The 21,112-nt window shown below is 68.8% G+C and carries 18 protein-coding genes and 2 pseudogenes; 5 read left to right on the top strand and 15 right to left on the bottom strand.

Annotated features, from left to right (window positions below; genetic code table 11):
* Both ASG40_RS22095 and ASG40_RS22520 read right to left on the bottom strand, forming a co-directional pair.
* Positions 1-296 (bottom strand): annotated as a pseudogene (locus ASG40_RS22095) (porin family protein); the annotation flags it as partial.
* Between the two features lie 75 nt (positions 297-371).
* Positions 372-458, bottom strand: a pseudogene (locus tag ASG40_RS22520) (porin family protein); the annotation flags it as partial.
* 629 nt (positions 459-1,087) lie between these two features.
* On the opposite strand from ASG40_RS22520, the gene ASG40_RS08255 reads away from it, so the two are divergent.
* A complete protein-coding gene (locus ASG40_RS08255) occupies positions 1,088-2,728 on the top strand; it encodes a DEAD/DEAH box helicase (protein WP_055883444.1) in 1,641 nt (546 codons plus the stop codon).
* A 150-nt stretch (positions 2,729-2,878) separates the two neighbouring features.
* Entirely contained in the window at positions 2,879-3,949 is a 1,071-nt protein-coding gene (locus ASG40_RS08250) for a GGDEF domain-containing protein (RefSeq protein WP_055883441.1), read from the top strand.
* Positions 3,950-3,955: 6 nt separating this feature from the next.
* On the opposite strand, the gene ASG40_RS08245 is transcribed toward ASG40_RS08250, so the two are convergent.
* Positions 3,956-4,333 (bottom strand): HesB/IscA family protein, encoded by a 378-nt coding sequence (locus ASG40_RS08245; RefSeq protein ID WP_055883472.1) that lies wholly within the window; start codon positions 4,331-4,333, stop codon positions 3,956-3,958.
* Between the two features lie 151 nt (positions 4,334-4,484).
* Between ASG40_RS08245 and ASG40_RS08240 the strand changes: the two genes are divergently transcribed.
* Positions 4,485-5,081, top strand: coding sequence for a Uma2 family endonuclease (locus ASG40_RS08240; protein ID WP_055883438.1), 597 nt, complete (start codon positions 4,485-4,487; stop codon positions 5,079-5,081).
* Positions 5,082-5,099: 18 nt separating this feature from the next.
* On the opposite strand, the gene ASG40_RS08235 is transcribed toward ASG40_RS08240, so the two are convergent.
* The 7 genes from ASG40_RS08235 to ASG40_RS08205 form a co-directional block, all read right to left on the bottom strand.
* Positions 5,100-5,480, bottom strand: coding sequence for an SUF system Fe-S cluster assembly protein (locus ASG40_RS08235; RefSeq protein ID WP_055883435.1), 381 nt, complete (start codon positions 5,478-5,480; stop codon positions 5,100-5,102).
* Positions 5,481-5,589: 109 nt separating this feature from the next.
* On the bottom strand, positions 5,590-6,834 hold the full coding sequence (locus ASG40_RS08230; RefSeq protein ID WP_055883432.1) for a cysteine desulfurase: 1,245 nt from the start codon (positions 6,832-6,834) through the stop codon (positions 5,590-5,592).
* 218 nt (positions 6,835-7,052) lie between these two features.
* On the bottom strand, positions 7,053-8,375 hold the full coding sequence (gene sufD / locus ASG40_RS08225) for a Fe-S cluster assembly protein SufD (protein WP_055883427.1): 1,323 nt from the start codon (positions 8,373-8,375) through the stop codon (positions 7,053-7,055).
* Between the two features lies 1 nt (position 8,376).
* Entirely contained in the window at positions 8,377-9,129 is a 753-nt protein-coding gene (sufC, locus tag ASG40_RS08220) for a Fe-S cluster assembly ATPase SufC (RefSeq protein WP_055883424.1), read from the bottom strand.
* Positions 9,130-9,185: 56 nt separating this feature from the next.
* On the bottom strand, positions 9,186-9,443 hold the full coding sequence (locus ASG40_RS08215) for a hypothetical protein (protein WP_055883421.1): 258 nt from the start codon (positions 9,441-9,443) through the stop codon (positions 9,186-9,188).
* A 10-nt stretch (positions 9,444-9,453) separates the two neighbouring features.
* On the bottom strand, positions 9,454-10,923 hold the full coding sequence (gene sufB, locus ASG40_RS08210) for a Fe-S cluster assembly protein SufB (protein WP_055883419.1): 1,470 nt from the start codon (positions 10,921-10,923) through the stop codon (positions 9,454-9,456).
* Positions 10,924-10,992: 69 nt separating this feature from the next.
* Positions 10,993-12,165, bottom strand: coding sequence for a cysteine desulfurase family protein (locus tag ASG40_RS08205; protein WP_055883417.1), 1,173 nt, complete (start codon positions 12,163-12,165; stop codon positions 10,993-10,995).
* Between the two features lie 273 nt (positions 12,166-12,438).
* Here ASG40_RS08205 and ASG40_RS08200 point away from each other — a divergent pair, with 273 nt between their 5' ends.
* Positions 12,439-13,095 (top strand): alpha/beta hydrolase, encoded by a 657-nt coding sequence (locus ASG40_RS08200; protein WP_055883415.1) that lies wholly within the window; start codon positions 12,439-12,441, stop codon positions 13,093-13,095.
* Between the two features lie 10 nt (positions 13,096-13,105).
* Here ASG40_RS08200 and ASG40_RS08195 read toward each other — a convergent pair whose 3' ends face one another.
* From ASG40_RS08195 to ASG40_RS08180, 4 genes are all read right to left on the bottom strand, one after another.
* Positions 13,106-13,540 (bottom strand): type II toxin-antitoxin system VapC family toxin, encoded by a 435-nt coding sequence (locus ASG40_RS08195; protein WP_055883412.1) that lies wholly within the window; start codon positions 13,538-13,540, stop codon positions 13,106-13,108.
* Positions 13,537-13,830, bottom strand: a complete 294-nt coding sequence (locus ASG40_RS08190; RefSeq protein ID WP_055883408.1) for a type II toxin-antitoxin system Phd/YefM family antitoxin — start codon at positions 13,828-13,830, stop codon at positions 13,537-13,539. The genes ASG40_RS08195 and ASG40_RS08190 overlap by 4 nt, the downstream gene beginning before the upstream one ends.
* A 213-nt stretch (positions 13,831-14,043) precedes the next feature.
* Positions 14,044-18,099, bottom strand: a complete 4,056-nt coding sequence (locus ASG40_RS08185; RefSeq protein WP_055883405.1) for a Pls/PosA family non-ribosomal peptide synthetase — start codon at positions 18,097-18,099, stop codon at positions 14,044-14,046.
* 143 nt (positions 18,100-18,242) lie between these two features.
* Positions 18,243-18,839 (bottom strand): histidine phosphatase family protein, encoded by a 597-nt coding sequence (locus ASG40_RS08180; RefSeq protein WP_055883469.1) that lies wholly within the window; start codon positions 18,837-18,839, stop codon positions 18,243-18,245.
* Between the two features lie 196 nt (positions 18,840-19,035).
* Here ASG40_RS08180 and ASG40_RS08175 point away from each other — a divergent pair, with 196 nt between their 5' ends.
* The gene (locus ASG40_RS08175; RefSeq protein WP_055883467.1) at positions 19,036-19,980 is read left to right on the top strand and encodes a polyphosphate kinase 2 family protein; all 945 of its coding nucleotides are present in this window, start codon (positions 19,036-19,038) and stop codon (positions 19,978-19,980) included.
* Between the two features lie 25 nt (positions 19,981-20,005).
* Here the strand turns inward: ASG40_RS08175 and ASG40_RS08170 are convergent, their stop codons facing one another.
* Positions 20,006-21,079, bottom strand: coding sequence for a hypothetical protein (locus ASG40_RS08170; protein ID WP_055883402.1), 1,074 nt, complete (start codon positions 21,077-21,079; stop codon positions 20,006-20,008).
* Positions 21,080-21,112 lie beyond the last annotated feature (33 nt).

Here is a 21,112-nt window from a genome sequence, read left to right as displayed (position 1 = left end):
TCGACGTACTGGGCGTCGGCCTCGACGCCGACCACCAGGCCCGAGCCCGGGGTGAACTGGTAGTTGTAGCCGACCTGGCCGCCGCCGGTGAAGCCCTCGTTGGAGCTGTTGGAATAGGCGACCTGCGACGGGCCCACACCACCGGTGACGAGGTTCGGGAAGACGTTGTCGTAGACGTTACGGTCCTGCTTGCCGGTGTCGAAGCCGTAGCCGGCGTTGATACCGAAGTAGAAGCCCGTCCAGGTGAAGACCGGGACCGGAACGAAGACCGGCGGCGCGGCGCGGCGCGGAAGGTCNTCGAAGCCGTAGCCGGCGTTGATACCGAAGTAGAAGCCCGTCCAGGTGAAGACCGGGACCGGAACGAAGACCGGCGGCGCGGCGCGGCGCGGAAGGTCGGCGGCCGAAGCGACGGCGGTGAGGCCGGCCAGAACGGTCGAGGCGAGAAGCAGTCTTTTCATGGTGTCCACTGGTCCTGGGATTGGCGAAAGCCGCCGCGCTTGTAGGTCCTGGCAGCCGCGAGGTCTGTCGCTTTCCTGCAACAAGGTCTCTGATACGGCCTCACCCGTCAATGAACGGTAAAGGTTAGCCCCAGTTGGCCGATGGGCCTGACCGTCCGTGCGTTCGCGCACATCACGCCGATCTTCACGATCGCCGGCTTGCTACAGCCTGTCACACCGCTTGAATGCTTGCTTAAGTTAACGAATTGGCAGGATCGTGCCGGTCGGGACGCGTTTCCCCGGGGGGCGTGACATCTCCTGTCCAAGGTCGGCCTGTCGGCCGTGCGGGTCCGCATGACCGGAAGACCGGCCGGACGTGCCGGTCGCGGTCACCGGAGGGCTTGGCGCAAGGCCCTGCCGCAGATCCCGCTGCGGGAGAAATCGGCATGGGGAGGTTGCGGATAACCCCGTCCCGGCGGGCAGCGCCGATTGACACGCTGTCCCAAGGCTCTAGATGTCCACGCGATGCGCCCGTGCGGCGTTGGGCGAGGCCGACGACCGGGCCGGGGCTCATCGTCGCCATCTGTGACGCTACCCTCCGCGCCGGTCCCTCGATCCACTTCCCGCGCGCAACGGTTTTTTAGAACGATATGTCCTTTGCCGACCTCGGACTGAGCGACAAGGTCCTCCAGGCCGTCACCGCCGCCGGCTACACAGAGCCGACGCCGATCCAGGCCCAGGCCATTCCGCACGTGCTCGCCCGGCGCGACGTGCTCGGCATCGCCCAGACCGGAACCGGCAAGACCGCCGCCTTCACCCTGCCGATGCTGACCATGCTCGAGAACGGACGCGCCCGCGCCCGCATGCCGCGCACGTTGATCCTGGAGCCGACCCGCGAACTCGCCGCCCAGGTGGTGGAGAACTTCGAGCGCTACGGCACCAACCACAAGCTCAACGTGGCGCTCATCATCGGCGGCGTGTCGTTCGGCGACCAGGACGCCAAGCTGATGCGCGGCACCGACGTGCTGATCGCCACGCCCGGCCGCCTGCTCGACCATTTCGAGCGCGGCAAGCTCCTCCTCACCGGCGTCGAGCTCCTCGTCATCGACGAGGCCGACCGCATGCTCGACATGGGCTTCATCCCCGACATCGAGCGCATCGTGAAGATGGTGCCGTTCACGCGCCAGACCCTGTTCTTCTCCGCGACGATGCCGCCGGAAATCGAGCGGCTGGCCGACGTCTTCCTGCACAACCCGCAGCGGATCGAGGTGGCCCGGCCGGCCTCCACCGCCGCCACCATCGTCCAGAAGCTCGTGGCGGTGGGCGCGGAAGGTCACGAGAAGCGCGAGGTCCTGCGCAAGCTCATCCGCGGCGAGGCCGAGCTCAACAACGGCATCATCTTCTGCAACCGCAAGCGCGACGTGGCGCTGCTGCAGAAGTCGCTGGCCAGCCACGGCTTCAACGTGGCCGCCCTCCACGGCGACATGGACCAGCGCGCCCGCACCATCGCGCTCGACGGCTTCCGCTCCGGCGAGGTGCCGCTGCTGGTGGCCTCCGACGTGGCGGCGCGCGGCCTCGACATCCCGGCCGTGAGCCACGTCTTCAACTTCGACGTTCCGCACCACCCGGAGGACTACGTCCATCGGATCGGCCGCACCGGTCGCGCCGGCCGCGCCGGTCACGCCTTCACCCTGGCGAGCCGGGCCGACGAACGCTCGCTCCACGCCATCGAGGCGCTGATCGGCCAGCCGATCCCCTGGGCCGAGGGCGATCTCGCCACCCTGCCGGAAGCCACCGGCGAGGAGGCGGAGCCCCGCAGCCGCCATCGCGGCAAGGCCGCCGATGCCCCCCGGCGCGGACGAGGCGGCGCGGCCAAGCGCTCCGAACCTTCGCGCTCCGAACCTTCGCGGTCCGAGTCCTCGCGGTCCGAGTCCTCCGATGCCGACATGCCCCGCTCGTCCCGCGGTCGCCGCGCATCGAAGCCCAGCATCGAGGTCGTGGAGGCGCCGGCCGCCGACGTGCAAGCCGTCGCGGAGGTCGAGCGCGACCGCAAGCCCCGCGAGGCCCAGCCCCGCCGTCGTGAGGCCCAGCCCCGCGTAGCCCAGCAACCCCGCGAGCCACGGCCCGCGGCCGCCGCTCCCCGCCAGGAGCGTGTTCGCGACGAGCGCCGCCCCCCTGCCGCCGCCCGCCGCCGCAACGAGGATGAGGACGGCGATTCGCCGGTGGGTCTCGGCGCGCACGTGCCGGCCTTCCTGCTGAGGCCCGCGCCGGTCAAGCCGCGCAAGGACTGAGCGCGACCCATATCGCTCCCCGCCCGATGCGGCGGGGAGAAGCTTGGCCGGTCGCCTTAACGCGATCTCCACCATCGTCCCACATCCTGCGGTCGACTCGAGACACGGCTCACCAACGCGCCGGATCGTCGTCAGCGGATGGTCTAGCGGATGAGCAGCGCCCCCCATGGAGACCGGGAACGAACCTTCGCCCTGGCCGAGCGGGCGAACGAACTGATGCGCGATTACGGTTCCTCCGCCACGCCACGCGCCTACACGGTCTGGTACACCTACGTCGCGGGGGCGCAGCCCCTCATGAACGATGCGATCAAGCGTCTCACCGCGCAGCAGGGCAACCTCACCGACACCGACATCGACTCCCTTTACGAGACCTATCTCGACGGCCGCCGCCTCTCCACCGAAGCCGAGCGGACGAGCACCAACGTGCTCGCCGAGATCGAGGGCATCATGGAGGTGCTCGACCTCTCCCTCGGCTCGACCGCGCAGTACGGGGAATCGCTCAAGGCCCTGTCGATCGACCTCGACGGCTCCGGCCTCAACCGCACCCGCGTGCGCGAGATCGTGGCCGCCCTGGTGACAACCACCCGCGAGGTGTCGGCCAACAACCGCACCCTCGAGGCGCGCATGCGCGACAGCCGCGGCGAGATCGAGACCCTGCGCGAGGCGCTGGAGGCGACCCGGATCGAGAGCCTCACCGACTCGCTCACCGGGCTGGCCAACCGCAAGCACTTCGAGGATTCGCTGGGCAAACTCGTGGAAGGTGCCGCCCGCCAGGGCGCGCCGGCCAGCCTCGTCGTGATCGACGTCGACTTCTTCAAGCGGTTCAACGATCTCTACGGTCACCTCACCGGCGATCAGGTGCTGCGGCTGGTGGCGATCGTGATGCGCGAGCACGTCAAGGGACGGGCGACCCTGGCGCGCTTCGGCGGAGAGGAGTTCGGCATCCTGCTGCCCGAGACCGATCGCGCCGCGGCGGTGGAGATCGCGGAAAAGGTCCGCACCAGCGTGATGGGCCGCGAACTCGTCAAGCGGTCCACCGGCGAGTCGCTGGGCAAGATCACGATCTCGCTCGGGGTGGCGACCGCCCGCAGGGGAGAGACGCCGGCCTCGCTCCTGGAGCGGGCCGACATCTGCATGTTCCTGGCCAAGCGCGACGGCCGCAACCGCACGGTGGACGACACCGCCGCGCCCGAATCCCTCGACTTGCCCGACGTGGCCTGACGCCGGTCAGGCGAAGGCGCGCATCATCTCCGGATTGACCGGCGTGATCGCCACGGACTCGCCGCAGCCGCAGGCCGAGGTCTGGTTCGGGTTGTTGAACACGAACTGGGACGACAGCTTCGAGGTCTGGAAGTCCATCTGCGTCCCGAGCAGGAACAGCAGCGCCTTGGGGTCGACGAACACGGTGACGCCGCGATCCTCAACCCTGTCCTCGCCGGGGTTGGGGCCGTCGGCGTATTCCATCGTGTAGGACATGCCGGCGCAGCCGCCGTTCTTCACGCCGACGCGCAGGCCGGCGATGGGCCGGTCGGCATCGGCGATGATCGCCTTGATGCGGTCTGCGGCCGCGTCGGTCAGCGACAGGACCTGGAACTTGGAAGCCATGGTGTCTCTCCGGCAGCCGGGTTCAAGGTCCGGGCGGTTGAGGGTGATCGTCCATCCCGCAAGATAAGGATCGCGGATGGCGCGGTCCACTGCCGTGATGCGGCAGACGTCGCCGCCTTGTGGTATCGTCCACCCGTGGTGGGAGGACCTTATGGCAGACGCCGCGCGCCGAATCATGACGCCAGAGGAATTCTTCGCCTGGCAGCGCGACCAGGACGAACTCTACGAACTCATCGACGGCCATCCCGTACCCCGGCACCGCATGATGACGGGGGCGAGCCTGCAGCACGACCAGGCGACGGTGAACATCATCATCAGTCTGGGAACGCAACTGAAGGGCACACCCTGCCGGCCGACGACAGCCGATGTCGCGATCCGCACCAGCATCATGGACCTTCGACGGCCCGACGTGATGGTGGAATGCGCGGCTCTGGTCCCCGACACCTACGAGGCCCGGGAACCGAAACTCGTCGTCGAAGTGGCCTCGCCGTCGACGACGGCCGTCGACCGGGCGCGCAAGCTCGAAGAGTACAAGCGCCATCCGACGCTTGCCTACATTCTGCTCGTCGAGACGCTGAAGCCCCAGGCCCTGCTCTATGCCCGCCAGGGGGATGCCTGGGCGATCGCAACCTTCGAAGGCGTCGACGCGATCATCGACCTTCCCGCCATCGGCGCGCGGCTCGCGCTCGCCGAGGTCTATGAGGGGCTGACCTTCGCGCCGCGGCGCAACGTGGCGACGGGCGCCTGAGGCCGACCCTCGCGGCTGTCACCACATGTCCAGCGCGATCCTGGCCTCATCGGACATGCGGCTCTGATCCCACGGGGGATCGAAGACCATGGTGACGGCACAGGATTGGACGCCCGGCACGGCGGCCACCGCCGTCTCGACCCAGCCCGGCATCTCGCCGGCCACCGGGCAGCCCGGGGCGGTCAGCGTCATGTCGATGGCGACCTTGCGGTCGTCGGCGATGTCGACCTTGTAGATCAGGCCGAGCTCGTAGATGTCGGCCGGGATCTCGGGATCGTAGACGCTCTTCAAGGCCGCGACGATGTCGTCGGTCAGGCGGTCGAGCTCCTCGGGCGGGATCGCCGAGGCGGTGGCGATGGCGGGGGTGTTGGCCCCGCCGGTGATGGCGGCGTCGCTCATGGTCCTGTCCTCGTGAGGTCGCGGATCGTTTGTCGATCCGCGCCGTCCGCCGCATGCGCGGCGGCGCGCTGTCGCGCGTATGGCGGGCCTGCCGCCGGGATGTCGAACGTCAGGCGAACATCATCTCGGCCTTGGCCAGGGCCTCGGCGAGGACGTCTACCTCGTCACGGGTATTATACAGCCCGAACGAGGCGCGACAGGTGGAGGTCGCGCCGAACCGGGTGAGCAAAGGCATGGCGCAATGGGTGCCGGCCCGGATCGCCACGCCGTAGCGGTCGATCACGGTGGCGATGTCGTGGGCATGCGCGCCCTTCATCTCGAAGGCGATGACGCCGCCCTTGCCCTTGGCGGTGCCGATCATCCGTACGGAGTTCATCGCCCCGAGGCGCTCCTGCGCGTAGGCGAGCAACGAAGCTTCGTGCGCCGCGATCTTTTCGCGGCCCAGGGTCATCATGAACTCCAGCGCAGCGCCGAGGCCCACCGCCTCGACGATCGCCGGCGTGCCCGCCTCGAACCGGTGGGGCGGGTCGTTGTAGGTGACGAAATCCTCCCCGACCGTGCGGATCATCTCGCCGCCGCCCTGGTAGGGGGGCAGGCGCTCCAGCCATTCCTTCTTGCCGTAGAGCACACCGATACCCGTCGGTCCGTAGACCTTGTGGCCGGTGAAGACGAAGAAGTCGCAATCGAGGGCCTTCACGTCGATGCGCCCGTGGACCGCACTCTGGGCACCGTCGAGGAGCACCGGCACGCCGTGGGCATGGGCGATGCGCACGATCTCGGCCGCGGGCGTCACCGTGCCGAGCACGTTCGACATGTGGGTGATCGCCACCATCCTGGTGCGGGGCGAGAACAGCTTCTCGTACTCCTCAATCAGGAAGTTGCCCTCGTCGTCCACGGGCGCCCACTTGATCACCGCGCCGCGCCGCTCGCGCAAGAAGTGCCAGGGCACGATGTTGGAATGGTGCTCCATGATCGAGAGGATGATCTCGTCCCCCTCCCCGATCTGGCCCATCAGGCCCATGGACGAGGCCACGAGGTTGTAGGCCTCCGTGGCGTTGCGGGTGAAGACGATCTCGTCGGTGGACCCGGCGTTGAGGAACTGGCGCGTGGTCTCGCGCGCGCCCTCGAACCCCTCGGTGGCGGCGTTCGCCATGAAGTGCAGCCCGCGATGGACGTTGGCGTAGCCCGTCTCCATGCAGGCCACCATCGCGTCGATCACCGCGCGCGGTTTTTGCGACGAGGCCGCGTTGTCGAGATAGACCAGGGGCTTGCCGTAGACCTTCTGGGCGAGGATCGGGAACTCGGCCCGGATCGCCTGGACGTCGTAGGGGGCGGATGGAACGGGTGCGTTCATGTCTCGACTTTCCAAAACAGGAGTCGGGTGACGAACCCACCCTGTCCCTCATCCTGAGGTGCTGCAAAGCAGCCTCGACCGAGGGCTTCAGAACCCCTGTGCGAACGGGCGGCCTCTTTCGAAGCCTCCGCTGCGCTCCGGCACCTCGGGATGAGGTCGCGGGGTGGGTCGGGCATCCGCAGATCGGCCTCGCTTTCGAGGTCGGTCTGCGATTTTCTCTAGCCCCGCGCTTTCAGCCACGCCTCGACGGTTCCGATCAGCGCATCACGCGCGCCTTCGTGGCTCACCGACTCGATGGCGGCGCCCAGAAACGCCTGCACGAGCAGGCTCTCGGCTTCCGCCTTCGGCAGCCCGCGCTGCATGAGGTAGAACAGGAGGTCGTCGTCCAGGGCGCCGCAAGTGGCGCCGTGGCCGCAGGCGACGTCGTCGGCGAAGATCTCGAGCTCGGGCTTGTTCATCATCTGGCCCTCGTCGGACAGGATGAGACAGGCCGACATCATCTTGCCGTCGGTCTGCTGGGCCGCCTGCTGGACGATGATCTTGCCCTGGAACACGCCGGTGGCGGCCCCGTCCACCACGGTCTTGAACAGCTCGCGGCTAATTCCTCCGGTGGCGGCGTGGTCGGCGAGGAACGTGGTGTCGGCGAGCTGCTTGCCGTTGAGCATGGCAGCACCATTGACCACCGCGCGGCCATCGGCTCCCGCGAAGTTCAGGTAGACCTGATGGCGCGAGAGCACGGCGCCCACCACCACGTTGACGGTCTCCACCGCCGAGGCGGCCCCGAGCTTGACCGACAGCGTCGACAGCGCCACCGCCTCGCGCCCTTCCGCGTTGAGGCGGGCGTGCCGGAAAGTGGCCCCATCGGCCACCACCACGTCGACGGCGTCGTTAGGCTGGTAGGCGACACCGTCCGGTCCCTCGTGGCTCTCCAGGATCAGCGCCTCGGCACCCTCCCCCAACGTCACCAATACCCGGGTGGCGGTGGAATAGGCGTCAGGCCCGGTGCCGACGAAGCGCAGGTGCAGCGGCGCCTCGACCTTGGCTCCGGCCTCCACCGCGATCAGCGCGCCGTCCGCCAGGAAGGCGGTGTTGAGCTGATAGATCGCGTTCTCCGAGGCCTGGCGCACGGGCGTCAGCTGGTCGAGGAGGGCATGCCCCTCCGTGAGGGCCCGCGTCAGCGGCGTCACGGTGATGCCGGCCGGGATGCGTCCGAGGTCGGATTCCGCCTCGATCAGGTGTCCGTTGACGAACGTGAGCCGGACCGCCTCGATCCCCGCAAAGCCCTTGGCCTCGGCGGACGCCGCCTTGGCAGTCTCGGCCGAGGGCATCTCGGCCGGGTGGGCGGCGTCGCGGAACGCGGAGCGCAGGTCCGTATACTTGAAGGCTTCGACCCGCCGGGTCGGCAGGCCCACCGCCTCGAAGTAGCGGAACGCCTCCTCGCGGGCGATCGACACGCCCGTGGGGTACTTCATCTTCGTGGCTTCGAAGAGCTTCGACAGGCCGGTCTCGGCCGCGGTGCGGAGCGGAGTGATGTCGGCCATCTCAGGCGGCCTCGCCCGTGCGGTACTCGGCGTAGCCGGAGGCTTCGAGGGCCTTGGCCAAGTCCTTGTCGCCGGACTTCACGATGCGCCCCTGCGACATGACGTGGACCACGTCCGGCACGATGTAGTCGAGCAGGCGCTGGTAGTGGGTGATGACGAGGAAAGAGCGGCCCTGCGCGCGCAGCGCGTTCACGCCTTCCGAGACGATGCGCAGGGCATCGATGTCGAGGCCGGAATCGGTCTCGTCGAGCACGCAGAACTTCGGCTCGAGGAGCGCCATCTGCAGGATCTCCATGCGCTTCTTCTCGCCGCCGGAGAACCCGACGTTGAGGGCGCGCTTGAGCATCTCCTTGTTGATCTCCAGCTTCTCGGCAGCCGCGTTCACCTTGCGGATGAAGTCGGGGGTCGAGAGCTCGCCCTCGCCGCGCGCCCGGCGCTGGGCGTTGAGGGTCGCCTTGAGGAAGGTCATGGTGCCGACGCCGGGAATTTCCAGCGGGTACTGGAAGGCGAGGAACACGCCCGAGGCGGCGCGCTCGTCGGGGCTCATCTCGAGGATGTTGACGCCGTCGAGCAGGATCTCGCCGCTGGTGACCTCGTAGTCTTCCTTGCCGGCGATGACGTAGGACAAGGTCGACTTGCCCGAGCCGTTCGGCCCCATGATGGCGGCGACCTCGCCGTCGTTCACGGTCAGATTGAGCCCGTTGAGGATCTGCTTGTCCTCGATGGCGACGGTGAGGTTCTTGATTTCGATCATTGAAGTTTAGTCCCGATTTCGATGCATGACGCCGACGCGCGAATGGGGTCGAAGCGTCAGAAGAATTTTTGAAGAGCCGCGATCACGGCGACAGCAGCGCCAATAATCGCACCAAGCTTCACGGTCATTCGGAGTTCGAGTTCGCGCAACGATGCGTCGATCTCTTTCTTCAGTTCGTTCAAATCCGCCTTGGTGGCGGAGTCAGCAAGGATCATGTCCCGCGCCAACTCGGCATGAGCAATGGCCTGCTCGCGCCCGACACCCACCTGTTCGAGGCGCTGGGTGAACTTGAGGGTGTCGAACGCGAAGGCCATGGCGTCCTCGTCAGCCCACCGAGCCTTCGAGGCTGATCGAGATCAGCTTCTGGGCCTCGACGGCGAACTCCATCGGCAGCTGCTGCAGCACGTCGCGGACGAAGCCGTTGACGATGAGCGCGGTCGCCTCCTCGTTGGAGAGGCCGCGCTGCTGGCAGTAGAACATCTGGTCTTCCGAGATCTTCGAGGTGGTGGCCTCGTGCTCGAACTGCGCGGAGGAGTTCTTCGACTCGATGTACGGCACGGTGTGCGCGCCGCACTGGTCGCCGATCAGCAGCGAATCGCAGTTCGTGAAGTTGCGCGCGCCCGTGGCCTTGCGGTGCGCGGACACCAGCCCGCGATAGGTATTCTGCGAACGGCCCGCGGAAATCCCCTTCGAGATGATCCGGCTGGTGGTGTTCTTGCCCAGATGGATCATCTTGGTGCCGGAATCGACCTGCTGCATGCCGTTCGACACCGCGATCGAGTAGAACTCGCCCCGCGAATTGTCGCCGCGCAGGATGCAGGACGGGTACTTCCAGGTGATCGCCGAGCCGGTCTCGACCTGCGTCCACGAGATCTTCGAGTTGGCGCCGCGGCAATCGCCGCGCTTGGTCACGAAGTTGTAGATGCCGCCCTTGCCTTCGTTGTCGCCGGGGTACCAGTTCTGCACCGTCGAGTACTTGATCTCGGCGTCATCGAGCGCCACGAGCTCGACCACGGCGGCGTGGAGCTGGTTGTCGTCGCGCTTCGGGGCGGTGCAGCCCTCGAGGTACGAGACGTAGGAGCCCTTGTCGGCGATGATCAGCGTGCGCTCGAACTGGCCGGTGTCGCGCTCGTTGATGCGGAAATAGGTCGACAGCTCCATCGGGCAGCGCACGCCCGGCGGAATGTACACGAACGACCCGTCGGAGAAGACCGCCGAGTTGAGCGTCGCGAAGAAGTTGTCCGTCACCGGCACGACCGAGCCGAGATACTTCTTGATGAGGTCCGGGTACTCGCGAATGGCTTCCGAGATCGGCATGAAGATCACGCCGGCCTTCGACAGCTCGGCCTTGAAGGTGGTGGCCACCGAGACCGAGTCGAACACCGCGTCGACGGCGACCCGGCGCTCGGGGGCGATGCCCTCCAGCACCTCGACCTCGCGCAGCGGAATGCCGAGTTTTTCGTACGTTTTCAGAATTTCTGGATCGATTTCATCCAAGGACATGGCGGCAGGCCGCTTCGGGGCCGCATAGTAATAAATATCCTTGTAGTCGACCTTGTCGTAGGAGACGCGGGCCCAGTCGGGCTCCTGCATGGTCTGCCAGCGCTTGTAGGCGTCGAGGCGCCAGGCCAGCATCCACTCGGGCTCTTCCTTCTTGGCCGAGATGAAGCGGATCACGTCCTCGGAGATGCCCTTCTCGGACTTCTCCATCTCGATGGTGGTCTCGAACCCGTACTTGTACTGGTCGAGGTCGATCGAGCGGACCCGGTCGATGGTTTCCTGCACTGCAGGCATGTGACGTCTCCTGACCGCCCCGGCTTCAAGGGCCGGGGGTTTGCAAACGGATGGCGTGGACGGCGGCGATCATGCCGCGCGGCCCTGCCGGTGATATAGGGCGGCGATGAGCCGTTCTAAGGTGACAAGGGCGCGCGTGACGTCGCTTTCCACGCTGTTCCACCCGAGACTGACGCGCAGCGCCCCCGCGGCCAGCGCAGGGCCGACGCCCATCGCCGCGAGCACGTGGGAGCGTGCGACCTTGCCCGATGCGCAGGCCGAGCCCGACGAGACCGCGAGCCCGGCGAGATCGAGGGCGATGATCGCGGACTCCGCCGTGAGACCCGGCACGGCGAACTGAAGCGTGTTGGGCAGGCGTGGCGCGCCCTGGCCGAACACCACGAGGTCCGGCGCCAGGGCGTACAGGCCCGCCTCGATCCGATCGCGCCAAGCCGGGATGTCGGCATCGGGGCCCGCCAGCCGCTCGCCGGCGAGCCGGGCCGCCACGCCGAGACCGACGATCCCCGGCAGGTTCTCGGTGCCCGCGCGCAGGCGCCCTTCCTGACCGCCGCCGCGCAGGAACGGGCCGTCGAGGCCGACGCCGTCCCCGAGCACGATCGCCCCGACCCCCTTGGGGGCCGCGAATTTGTGGCCCGACAGCGTCAGCGCATCGAGACCCGCCGTATCGACCGGGATCTTGCCCACCGCCTGGACCGCGTCGCTGTGGACGAGGGCGCGCCCGTGGGCGCGGGCGAGCGCAATCACCGCGTCGAGGGGCTGGATCACCCCGGTCTCGTTGTTGGCGGCCTGGACGGAGACGAGCACGTCCTCGCCGCACCACTCCGCGAGCGCCGCTTCCAGCGCGTCGAGGCGGATGAGACCGGCGGCGTCCACGGGAATCACCCCGACCCGGGCGGGCGCGAAGCGGTGGCCGTGCAGGACGCAGGGGTGCTCGGTGGCGCCGATTAGGAGCCGGGTCGGGGCGATCCCGTTCCGGCGCACGAGGGCGCCGGACAGGACCGCGTTGGCCGCCTCGGTCCCGCCGCTCGTGAACACCACCCGCTTGGCGGCCGCCCCGACCAGGGCCGCCACCGCGGCGCGGGCCTCCTCCAGGGCGGCGCGGGCGGCGCGGCCCTCCGCATGGATCGAGGACGGGTTCCCGGGCATCGCCAGGGCGCGCGCCACCGCCGCCGCGACCTCCGGGTGAACCGGCGAGGTCGCGTTGTGGTCGAGATAGGCCCGGGGAAGACGGGAAGCCTGCATCGCGGTCCGAACCGACAAATCCTTGCTTTCGACCCCCGCGACCATGCTAAGGCCCGCGGGACACCACCGACGGTCCGTTTCTGCGGACATCGGCGACCGAACGACCCCACGGACGGGGCCTGTCCAGTCTAGAACGATTCCAATCGTCTGGAATTATTCTAAGCGTGCTTTTAGGAACGTCGCCCCGCGAGTCAAGGCGGGGCGCCGCCGCGCCTCGCGTCCGGGCTACGGCGTCGTTCCCCGGCGGCGGCGACAGGAGTTGTGAGAAGAGCCATGCCCGAAGTCATCTTCACCGGCCCGGCCGGACGTCTCGAAGGACGCTACCAGGCCCCCAAGAGGAAGGGCGCCCCCATCGCCATCGTGCTGCATCCGCACCCGCAGTTCGGCGGCACGATGAACAACCAGATCGTGTACAACCTGTTCTACACGTTCGCGAACCGGGGCTTCGCGGCCCTGCGCTTCAATTTCCGCGGTGTCGGCCGCAGCCAGGGCAATTTCGACCACGGCACCGGCGAGTTGTCGGATGCGGCCTCCGCCCTCGACTGGGTGCAGGCGGTCAATCCCGAGGCACGGGCCTGCTGGATCGCCGGCGTCTCCTTCGGCTCGTGGATCGGGATGCAACTCCTGATGCGCCGGCCCGAGATCGAGGGCTTCATCTCGATCGCGGCCATGGCCAACCGCTACGACTTCACCTTCCTGGCGCCTTGCCCCTCCTCGGGCCTGTTCGTCCACGGCTCCGAGGACCGGGTCGCCCCGGCCCGCGAGGTGATGCCGGTGATCGAGAAGGTGAAGACCCAGAAGGGCGTCATCATCGAGCACCAGATGGTGGAGGGCGCCAACCATTTCTTCGATGGCAAGGTCGACGAGTTGACCCAGACGGTGGACACCTACCTCGACAAGCGGCTGGGTCCGAAGGATCAGGTGGGGTGAACGACGGCGGTCAGGCCGGTGTGTCGCGCCAGGGGTTGAGCAGGACGGCGCCCGTCCGCGCGTAGTCACCCGTGTCGCGGGTGACGAGCGTGAGCCCGTGATGGATGGCCGTCGCCGCAATGATCAGGTCGGGCTGAGAGAAGGTATGGCCGGTCTTCCGGCCTTCCTCGACCAGAAGCCGCCACCGGAACATCACGTCCTCGGTGATCCCGAGAACCCGTCCCTCGAAAAGGGGCCGGACCTTCAACGCGAGCCAGTCGTTCAGCTCGGTCCGGCGCCCGATGTCGGCGACGCGCTCGATGCCGAAGCGGATCTCGGCGAGCGTTGCCGTGCTGACGTAGAGCCGGTGGAGGGGTTCTCCGGCGACGAAGGCGATCACCTTCGCTTCGGGCCTCGGGCGTCTCAACTCCGATAGGACGTTCGTATCGAGCAACCAGCCTGTCACAGGACCACGTCGCGTACGGGCATGACGGTCCGGTCCGGCTCGATGTCGACCTCGCAGTGTGGTGAGGCCTGCATCGCGGCGACGAGCGCCTCGCCGGTGCGATCCCCCTTCAAGCTGTGAAACTCTTCGACGGAGATGACCACGACCTCGTCACGTCCATGCACCGTGACGTGTTGTGGACCTTCACTGCGAACGCGGCGCACGAGTTCGCTGAACCGGGCCTTGGCATCCTGTAGCGGCCAGCGCCCGGACTGGCGTACTGAATCGAAGGAGCCGAGCGATCTGGTCATAACGACCAGATTATCACGGCCCGGATGATCGGCCAACACGACGCCCTGGGGTCCGATCACCTCTCTCCCCGTCGCAGGACTGCGCGCTGTACCCGCTTGCCAGTCGCTCCAAAACCGTCTTTCGCCCCTGTGCCTGTATCGACCGTCATCATGTGACGGCACGGATCTGGTTCCGCCGATGGTGAGGCCACCCGTCCGCGGCTGGTCCGTCTCTCATGCCGCCCCGTGCACCACCGGGACCGCCGGCGCGCCCTCCCATTCCGAATGCGCGGGGATCGACTCGCCCTTCATGACGATGGTGAGCGGGCGCAGGCGTGCGTAGTCGCCGACCTTGGTGTCGTAGAGGACCGTCGAGAAGGCGCCGACCGAGACGCCCGTGCCGACCACCACCCGGCCGACCTTCATGATCCGGTCCTCGTAGAGGTGGGTCTGGAGCGCCGAGGTACGGTTGATCGTGCAGTAGTCGCCGATGGTGACGCAGTCGAACTCGGTGATGTCGGTGGTGAGCATGCACACGCCCTTGCCCACCTTCACGCCGAGCAGCCGCAGCATCCACGGCAGGAACGGGGTGCCCTGGAGGTGTTCGAGCAGCACCTTGCCGGCCAGCCCCCAGTAGAGCACCGCCACGGCCTCGGTGCGCATCGCCCACCACGACCACATCGGCTGCATGCCGGGCTTGTAGACGCCCATGAGCAGCCATTTCACCGCGATGACGGTGAAGGACTGGATGAAGGCGATGGCGACGCTGACGGCCACGAAGCTGACGGCGAGCCCGGTCCAGTCCTGCGCCAGGATCGCCGGGTAGAAGTAGAAGTCGATCGCCGAGATCGCCAGGGTGATGAACAGCATCGGCGAGAACGAGGTCGAGAGCGCCTCGAAGGCGCCGCGGCGCAGCTTGGGCCCCCACCCCGGCTCGTAGGTTTGGGCGAGCGAGCCGAGGTCGACCCGCTGGCGCGAGGGCAGCTTGATCGGTGGCGAGCCGAACCAGGTGTCGCCCGGCGCCATCATGGCGTTGGCCGGGGGCTTGGACTTGATGCCGATCAGCACGTCGTCGGGGATGATCGCACCCGGCGGCACCACCGCGTCGTTGCCCACGAAGACGCGCGCCCCGGTGCTGACCTCGTGCAGGTGCATCCAGCCGCGGCGGATCTCCTCCTCGCCGAACACCACCTCGTCGGCGATGAAGTTGCGCGCGCCGATGTCGGCGAGGTCGTAGCGGCCGGCCAGATTGGTGGAGATCTCCGCCCCCTGCCCCATCCGGGCGCCCATCAGCCGGTACCAGGTCCGCATGTAGACGGTGGCGAAGAGCGAGGAGAGGGTCTCCAGCGTCACCTCGGCGGCCAGCGCCACCAGCCACTTGCGCAGGTAGAAGCCGCTGTGGATCGAGTGGGTGCCCGACGAGACCCGCGGCAGCACCACCCAGCGGATGCCCGCGATCAGGAGCACCGTGCCCGCCGTCATCAGCATGGCGGTGGGCCAGGTCAGCAGGGGCAGGTACCAGTGGTAGTCGATGTCGGTGAGCGTGCCGAGGGAATCGCTCATCTGGTCGAAGATGTAGAAGGCCGGGAAGATCGGCAGCAGGCCCACGGCCGGGATCGCCGCGAGGAGGAAGGCGTAGACCAGCGCGAAGCCGGCCCGGCGCCGGGCCGAGGCCGGCGCCGCCTCGGGCAGGGCGGAAGGGTCGGCCATGCCGACCTTGGCGCCGGGCGATCCGTCCCAGATCTCGGCCGGCCCGACCACCGTGCCGGTGGGGACCGTGGTGAGGTCGGCGATCTCGGCGTGGTCGCCGATCACCGTGCCGGGGCCGATGACGCAGGAGGTGCCGATGGCGACGTCGCGGCCGATGCTGACGGTGCCGATGACGAGTTCGTCGCCCACCACCTCGGCGTTGGCGACGACGAGGCGCCCGCCGAGCGACGCCCCGGCGCCGATGCTGAGGAGATCGGGCGCACCGACCTCGATGTCGGAGATCAGCGCGTCCCGGCCGATCCTGGCGCCGAGCAGGCGCAGGAACAGGACGATGGCCGGCGAGCCCTGCAGCCACTTGATGTGGACCAGCGGCACCAGGCGCTGAGTCAGCCACCAGCGGTAGTAGTAGACGCCCCAGAGCGGATAGCGCCCCGGCTTTGTGCGCCCGAGGATCAGCCATTTGGCCGCCACGGCGATGCAGGCGGTGACCGCGTTGATGCCGACGTACACCAGCAGCATCACGGCGAGTTCGCCGAAGAATCCCATGCCGCCGCCGGTGAGCAGCAGGTAGGTGACGAAGATGCCGAGCCATTGCGCGGTGGCGAGCGCGATGACGAAGGGCAGCGCCGCGGCCTGGGCCAGCCCGCACAGGGCGCGCCGCAGGAGGGGCGGCGGCGCGAAGGACAGGTCGCGCGCCGCCATCTGCGTACCGGCCCCGCCGGTGCGGACGATCAGCGCGTCGGCGATCGCCCGCAGGGTGCGCCGGGCATAGACGTCCTGCAGGGTGATCGCGGCCAGAGCCGGCGCCTCGCGCACGGCGCCCACGAAGCGGGCGGCCAGCAGCGAATGGCCGCCGAGGTCCGTGAAGAAATCCGCCTCGAACGGGATCGCCTGGTTGCCGAAGACCTGGGTCGCGGCCGCCAGCAGGGCGGCCTCGGTCTCGTTGGCGGGCGGCTCCTGCTCGCCCGAGACGTCGGCGACGGTCAGGGTCGCTGCCCGCAGGGCCTTGCGGTCGACCTTGCCGGAGGTCAGGCGCGGCAGCACCTCCACCACCTCCACGTGCCCGGGCACCATGTAGGGCGGCATCTGCTCTAAGAGCGTCCGGCGCAGCTGCCCGGTATCGATGACGCCGCCGCGCTCGGGCACCAAGAAGGCCACCAGCCGGTCGATGCCGTCGTCGGCGCGCAGCACCACCGCCGCCTGGTTGATGCCGGCCTGCGCCTGGATGCGCGATTCGATCTCGCCGAGCTCCACCCGGAAGCCGCGAATCTTGACCTGGTCGTCGATGCGGCCGTGGAAGACGATGCGGCCGGCGCCGTCGAGGGAGACGGCGTCGCCCGAGCGGTAGAGGACCGGATCGATGCCGCCCTCGGAAAACGGGTTGGCGACGAACTTCTCCGCCGTCAGCTCGGGCCGCTGGAGGTAGCCCTCCGCGACGCCGGGGCCGCCGATCAGCAGTTCGCCCTGCTGGCCGTGCCCCAGCAGGTCCAGGGCCTCGCCCACGACGTAGACCGAATAGTTCGGGATCGGGCCGCCGATGGTGACGGGCTCGCCCGGCCGCATCTCCGCGGCCGTGGCCACCACCGTCGCCTCGGTCGGCCCGTAGGTGTTGAACAGTTTTCGCGACCCCGTCGCCCAGCGCGCGATCAGGGGTTCCGGCAGGGCCTCGCCGCCCAGCAGGATCAGGCGCACCGTGGGCAAATCGTGCGAGAGCATCGCGAGCAGGGTCGGCACGGTGTCGAGGACGGTGACGCCGCCGCGCGCGATCAGCCCCGGCAGCGCCTCGACGTCGCCCATCATCGCGGGCGAGGCCACGAACAGGGTCGCGCCCACGAGATAGGGGACCCAGATCTCCTCCATCGAGAGGTCGAAGGCCACCGAGGCGCCCTGGAACACCACGTCGTCCGGGCCGATGCCGTAGAGCGCGTTTCCCGAGCGCAGGAAGTGGCAGATGTTGGCGTGGCTGATGACGATGCCCTTGGGCACGCCGGTCGAGCCCGAGGTGTAGATGAGGTAGGCCGGGTGTCCCGAGGTCAGGCCGGCGGCCCTGGCATCGGCGGGGGGCGCGTCCGCCGGGGTGGCGGCCAGAAGCGCCGCCACGGTCAGGGCCGGGGCGGCGTCCGGGGCCTGTCCGGCGAGGGCGTCCGAGACCAGCAGGGCCTTGGCCGCGGCGTCGGCCAGGCAGATCCCGACGCGGTCGGCGGGGGCTTCGGCGTCGAAGGGCAGCCAGGCCGCACCCGACAGGGTGATGCCGATCTGCGCCACCAGCAGCTCCGGCCCGCGGGCCATCCACAGGCCGACCACGTCGCCGGGGCCGATGCCGCGATGGGAGAGCCCCCTGGCGATGGCGCCCGCCTGCGCGGCGACCTCGGCATAGGAAAGGTTCGGATGGCGGCCGTCCGCCCCGTGCCGCGCACCGTCGACGAGGGCCGGATGGCCCGGCCGCGCCCGCGCGCTGGCGAGGAAGATCTCGGCCAGGACCTCGTCGCGGATCAGGTCGGGGCGGGCCTCGCCGTGCAGAACGGCACGGCCGGTGATGGGCGCCGATACCGTCCGGCTCGTCTCGGCGAGGTCGCTCATCCGCTGCTCCGCTCGACAACCACCGGATGTCCGGCGGCGTCCACTGGTCGTCCGGGCCGTGCCCCGTCAAGGGCGCCACGACCCCCGGCGCCGCGCGTCTAGCACGTTTGCACGTCGCTCCAGAACCAAAGGTGAGGCGGGATTCAGGCCCAGCGCCAGCCGGTGCGATCGAGCACCAGCACGCCGCCCTGGCGGATGCCGATGCGCGGCGCCTGCCCGATGCCGAGATAGCCGAGGCTCACCAGCACGGCCCGCGCGATGCCGCCGTGGGCCACCATCACCGTGGTGCGGTCCAGTGCCGCCAGGGCGGGGGCGACACGCTCGGCGAGCATGGCGTAGCTCTCGGCCCCCTCCCCCGGCGGCCGGTAGCCCCAGCGGTCGCGGTCGCGCGCCAGAGCCCTGGCGCGGTCCCAGCGCCGGATCTCCGACCAGGTCGAGCCTTCCCAGGCGCCGAAGCTGATCTCCTTGAGGCGGTCGTCGGTGCGGTAGGCGGCGGGGTCGAGGGCGAGGTGGCCGCGCAGGGCCTCCATCGTCCGGCGGGTGCGCGCGAGCGGGCTCGCCACGTAGTCCGCCCCGTCGAGGGCGTCGCCGGCGACGCCGCGGAGGCTGGCGGCGGCCTCGGCGGCCTGGCGCAGCCCTTCCGCGTTCAAGGCGATGTCGCGCTGGCCCTGTAGCCGCCCTTCCGCGTTCCAGTCGGTCTGGCCGTGGCGGACGAAATAGATCGTCGGTCGCACGCTCACGGCGCCGGTCGCCCGTCCCGAACGCCGGAACGGCCGGGCGCGATTCCGGAACGGCCAAGCCTGTCGGTCGTTGTCACCCTCGCGTCCCTCTTCGATTCTCGCCACCGACGCGGTGATGGGGGTGAGCGCGAGTCTCATGATGTCGGGCCGGTGCGGCAAGCGCCAAACCGGCCTCATCAACGTGAAAGCCGACCCCATGCCGCGACAGGGTGATGCATCGCACAAACACGGCAGGCCGGGCGGCAGGCCGCCCTCCTCCGCGGAATGGGCGCGGGCGATGGCGCGCGAGGCCGCCCTGGCGCCGGACGCGATCCCGGCGCCGGCGGTGGTGCCCGCGGTGCCCGGCAGCGTCCTCGCCTGGCCCGGCCGGCGTTTCGATCTCGCCACGGTCGACCCCGATGCCGACGGCGGCCTCGACAAGGCCGAGGCCAAGGCGGCGCTCGGCGCCGAGCGCGAGCGCATCCGCACCCTGCAGGAGCGCCTCTACGCCGAGCGCCGCCAGAGCCTGCTCGTGGTGTTCCAGGCCATCGACACCGGCGGCAAGGACGGGACGATCCGCTCGGTGTTCGAAGGCGTGAACCCGCAGGGGTGCCGGGTGTGGTCGTTCAAGGTGCCGAGCTCGGAGGAGCGCGACCACGACTTCCTGTGGCGCTACCACCACAAGGCCCCCGGCCGCGGCATGATCGGCGTGTTCAACCGCAGCCATTACGAGGACGTGCTGGTGGTACGGGTGAAGGATCTCGAGCCGGAGGCGGTCTGGCGCCCGCGCTACGGGCTCATCAACGCCTTCGAGCAGATGCTGACCCTGTCGGGCACCACGGTGCTCAAGTTCTTCCTGCACATCTCCAAGGACGAGCAGAAGGAGCGCCTGGAGGCCCGTATCGCCGACCCCGAGAAGCACTGGAAGTTCGACGCCGCCGACCTCGTGGAACGCCGCTCCTGGGACGCCTACCAGACCGCCTTCGGCGACGCCCTCGGCCTGTGCTCGACGCCCTACGCGCCGTGGCGGGTGGTGCCGGCCAACCGCAAGTGGTTCCGCAACCTCGTCATCGCCCGCACCATCGCCGACACCCTCGAGGCGATGGACCCGCATTATCCCGACGCGCAGGAGGGTATCGCGGGGCTGACGGTGCCGGATTGAAGGATGCACCCAGATGGACGTGCGGCTATCCGATCGCGTGACGCGGCTTCAGCCGCACGAGGCGGGCCGGCAGCATCCGGTCGATCGCATGTCCGATCCGGGCGCTGTGGCGCTGGTAGAGGAGGCCGGCACCGATCATCGCGAGCCCGATCAGGGACAGGCCGAAGGGAAACAACAGCGAATCCGCGAAGACCCGATGGGAGAGGTGACCGAGATAGAGGGCGAGTCCGATCGCGCCGAAGAGGGCGTAGACCCGCCGCGAGAGAAAGATCGAGACCGCGACGAGGCCGGCGTTGAGGAGAGCATAGAGCGCTCTTGCGACCTCGCTCGACGAATCCTGCGCCGTGAGCGCTCCCCAGAACGTCGCGATTCCGGCGAGGTGCAGCCAGAACGCGTAGTCGGCGCGGCTCTGGCGCAGGTCGACCGCCCAGGCGAAGACGATCAGGCCGAGGCCGAACCACAGGGAGATCGCGCGGCGTGTCTCCCAGTCGCTTTGCGAGTTCGCGATCCAGACCGCGATGTCCATCGAGACGAACCAGAGCGTCACCGCCGCGACCATCGCGAGAAAACCGAAGCGGTGGAAGCGCAAGGCGAGGGCGGTGGCGGCGAGGGTCGCGATCTCCATCGGGAGCCAGCCCGCCTTGATCCAGAGGAAGAAATCCCGGTAGTTCCCCTGCCTGTCGGCCGTCCCCCATCCCCCGCTCTCCTGGATGCCGTAGACCGCGAGCGGCGTCATCGCGACGGCACAGGTGATCAGGAGACCGCCGGGGATCGGCAGCTTGCGGACATGCCAGAGATGGCGCCCGGCGGCCACGAAGGCGGCGGCATAGACGAGTGCGGTCGCGGTCAGGGCCGGGCCGCCCATGAGGCCGAAGGCGAGGGTCGAGAACAAGCCCATCGCCGCCATGACGACCAGCGCCCCGGCATACCAGAGCACGTGGGCGAGATCGAAGACCGCCCGCGCAGCCCCGGCCGAAGCGGCGAGCGCGAACGCCGGAACGGCCTGCGACGCGTAGAAGGCAGCGAGCGTCTCGGCCTGGTCGGGGGTGATGATCCCGGCCTCGGCCGCCGCCTCGAAACGCGATGGGATGGCGCTCATGTCGGAGTTCCGCGGCCGTCGGACCTCCGGCTT

This window comes from Methylobacterium sp. Leaf399 (genome assembly GCF_001424525.1).
Classification (GTDB): Bacteria; Pseudomonadota; Alphaproteobacteria; order Rhizobiales; family Beijerinckiaceae; genus Methylobacterium.
This window is presented reverse-complemented; position numbering and strand designations above follow the sequence as displayed.

What these genes read in the sequence shown, in the direction of transcription:
- ASG40_RS08255 (WP_055883444.1), top strand. Translation starts at nt 1,088, where the DNA reads ATGTCCTTTGCCGACCTCGGACTGAGCGACAAGGTCCTCCAGGCCGTC.
- ASG40_RS08250 (WP_055883441.1), top strand. Translation starts at nt 2,879, where the DNA reads ATGAGCAGCGCCCCCCATGGAGACCGGGAACGAACCTTCGCCCTGGCC.
- ASG40_RS08245 (WP_055883472.1), bottom strand. Translation starts at nt 4,333, where the DNA reads ATGGCTTCCAAGTTCCAGGTCCTGTCGCTGACCGACGCGGCCGCAGAC.
- ASG40_RS08240 (WP_055883438.1), top strand. Translation starts at nt 4,485, where the DNA reads ATGGCAGACGCCGCGCGCCGAATCATGACGCCAGAGGAATTCTTCGCC.
- ASG40_RS08235 (WP_055883435.1), bottom strand. Translation starts at nt 5,480, where the DNA reads ATGAGCGACGCCGCCATCACCGGCGGGGCCAACACCCCCGCCATCGCC.
- ASG40_RS08230 (WP_055883432.1), bottom strand. Translation starts at nt 6,834, where the DNA reads ATGAACGCACCCGTTCCATCCGCCCCCTACGACGTCCAGGCGATCCGG.
- sufD (WP_055883427.1), bottom strand. Translation starts at nt 8,375, where the DNA reads ATGGCCGACATCACTCCGCTCCGCACCGCGGCCGAGACCGGCCTGTCG.
- sufC (WP_055883424.1), bottom strand. Translation starts at nt 9,129, where the DNA reads ATGATCGAAATCAAGAACCTCACCGTCGCCATCGAGGACAAGCAGATC.
- ASG40_RS08215 (WP_055883421.1), bottom strand. Translation starts at nt 9,443, where the DNA reads ATGGCCTTCGCGTTCGACACCCTCAAGTTCACCCAGCGCCTCGAACAG.
- sufB (WP_055883419.1), bottom strand. Translation starts at nt 10,923, where the DNA reads ATGCCTGCAGTGCAGGAAACCATCGACCGGGTCCGCTCGATCGACCTC.
- ASG40_RS08205 (WP_055883417.1), bottom strand. Translation starts at nt 12,165, where the DNA reads ATGCAGGCTTCCCGTCTTCCCCGGGCCTATCTCGACCACAACGCGACC.
- ASG40_RS08200 (WP_055883415.1), top strand. Translation starts at nt 12,439, where the DNA reads ATGCCCGAAGTCATCTTCACCGGCCCGGCCGGACGTCTCGAAGGACGC.
- ASG40_RS08190 (WP_055883408.1), bottom strand. Translation starts at nt 13,830, where the DNA reads ATGACCAGATCGCTCGGCTCCTTCGATTCAGTACGCCAGTCCGGGCGC.
- ASG40_RS08185 (WP_055883405.1), bottom strand. Translation starts at nt 18,099, where the DNA reads ATGAGCGACCTCGCCGAGACGAGCCGGACGGTATCGGCGCCCATCACC.
- ASG40_RS08175 (WP_055883467.1), top strand. Translation starts at nt 19,036, where the DNA reads ATGCCGCGACAGGGTGATGCATCGCACAAACACGGCAGGCCGGGCGGC.
- ASG40_RS08170 (WP_055883402.1), bottom strand. Translation starts at nt 21,079, where the DNA reads ATGAGCGCCATCCCATCGCGTTTCGAGGCGGCGGCCGAGGCCGGGATC.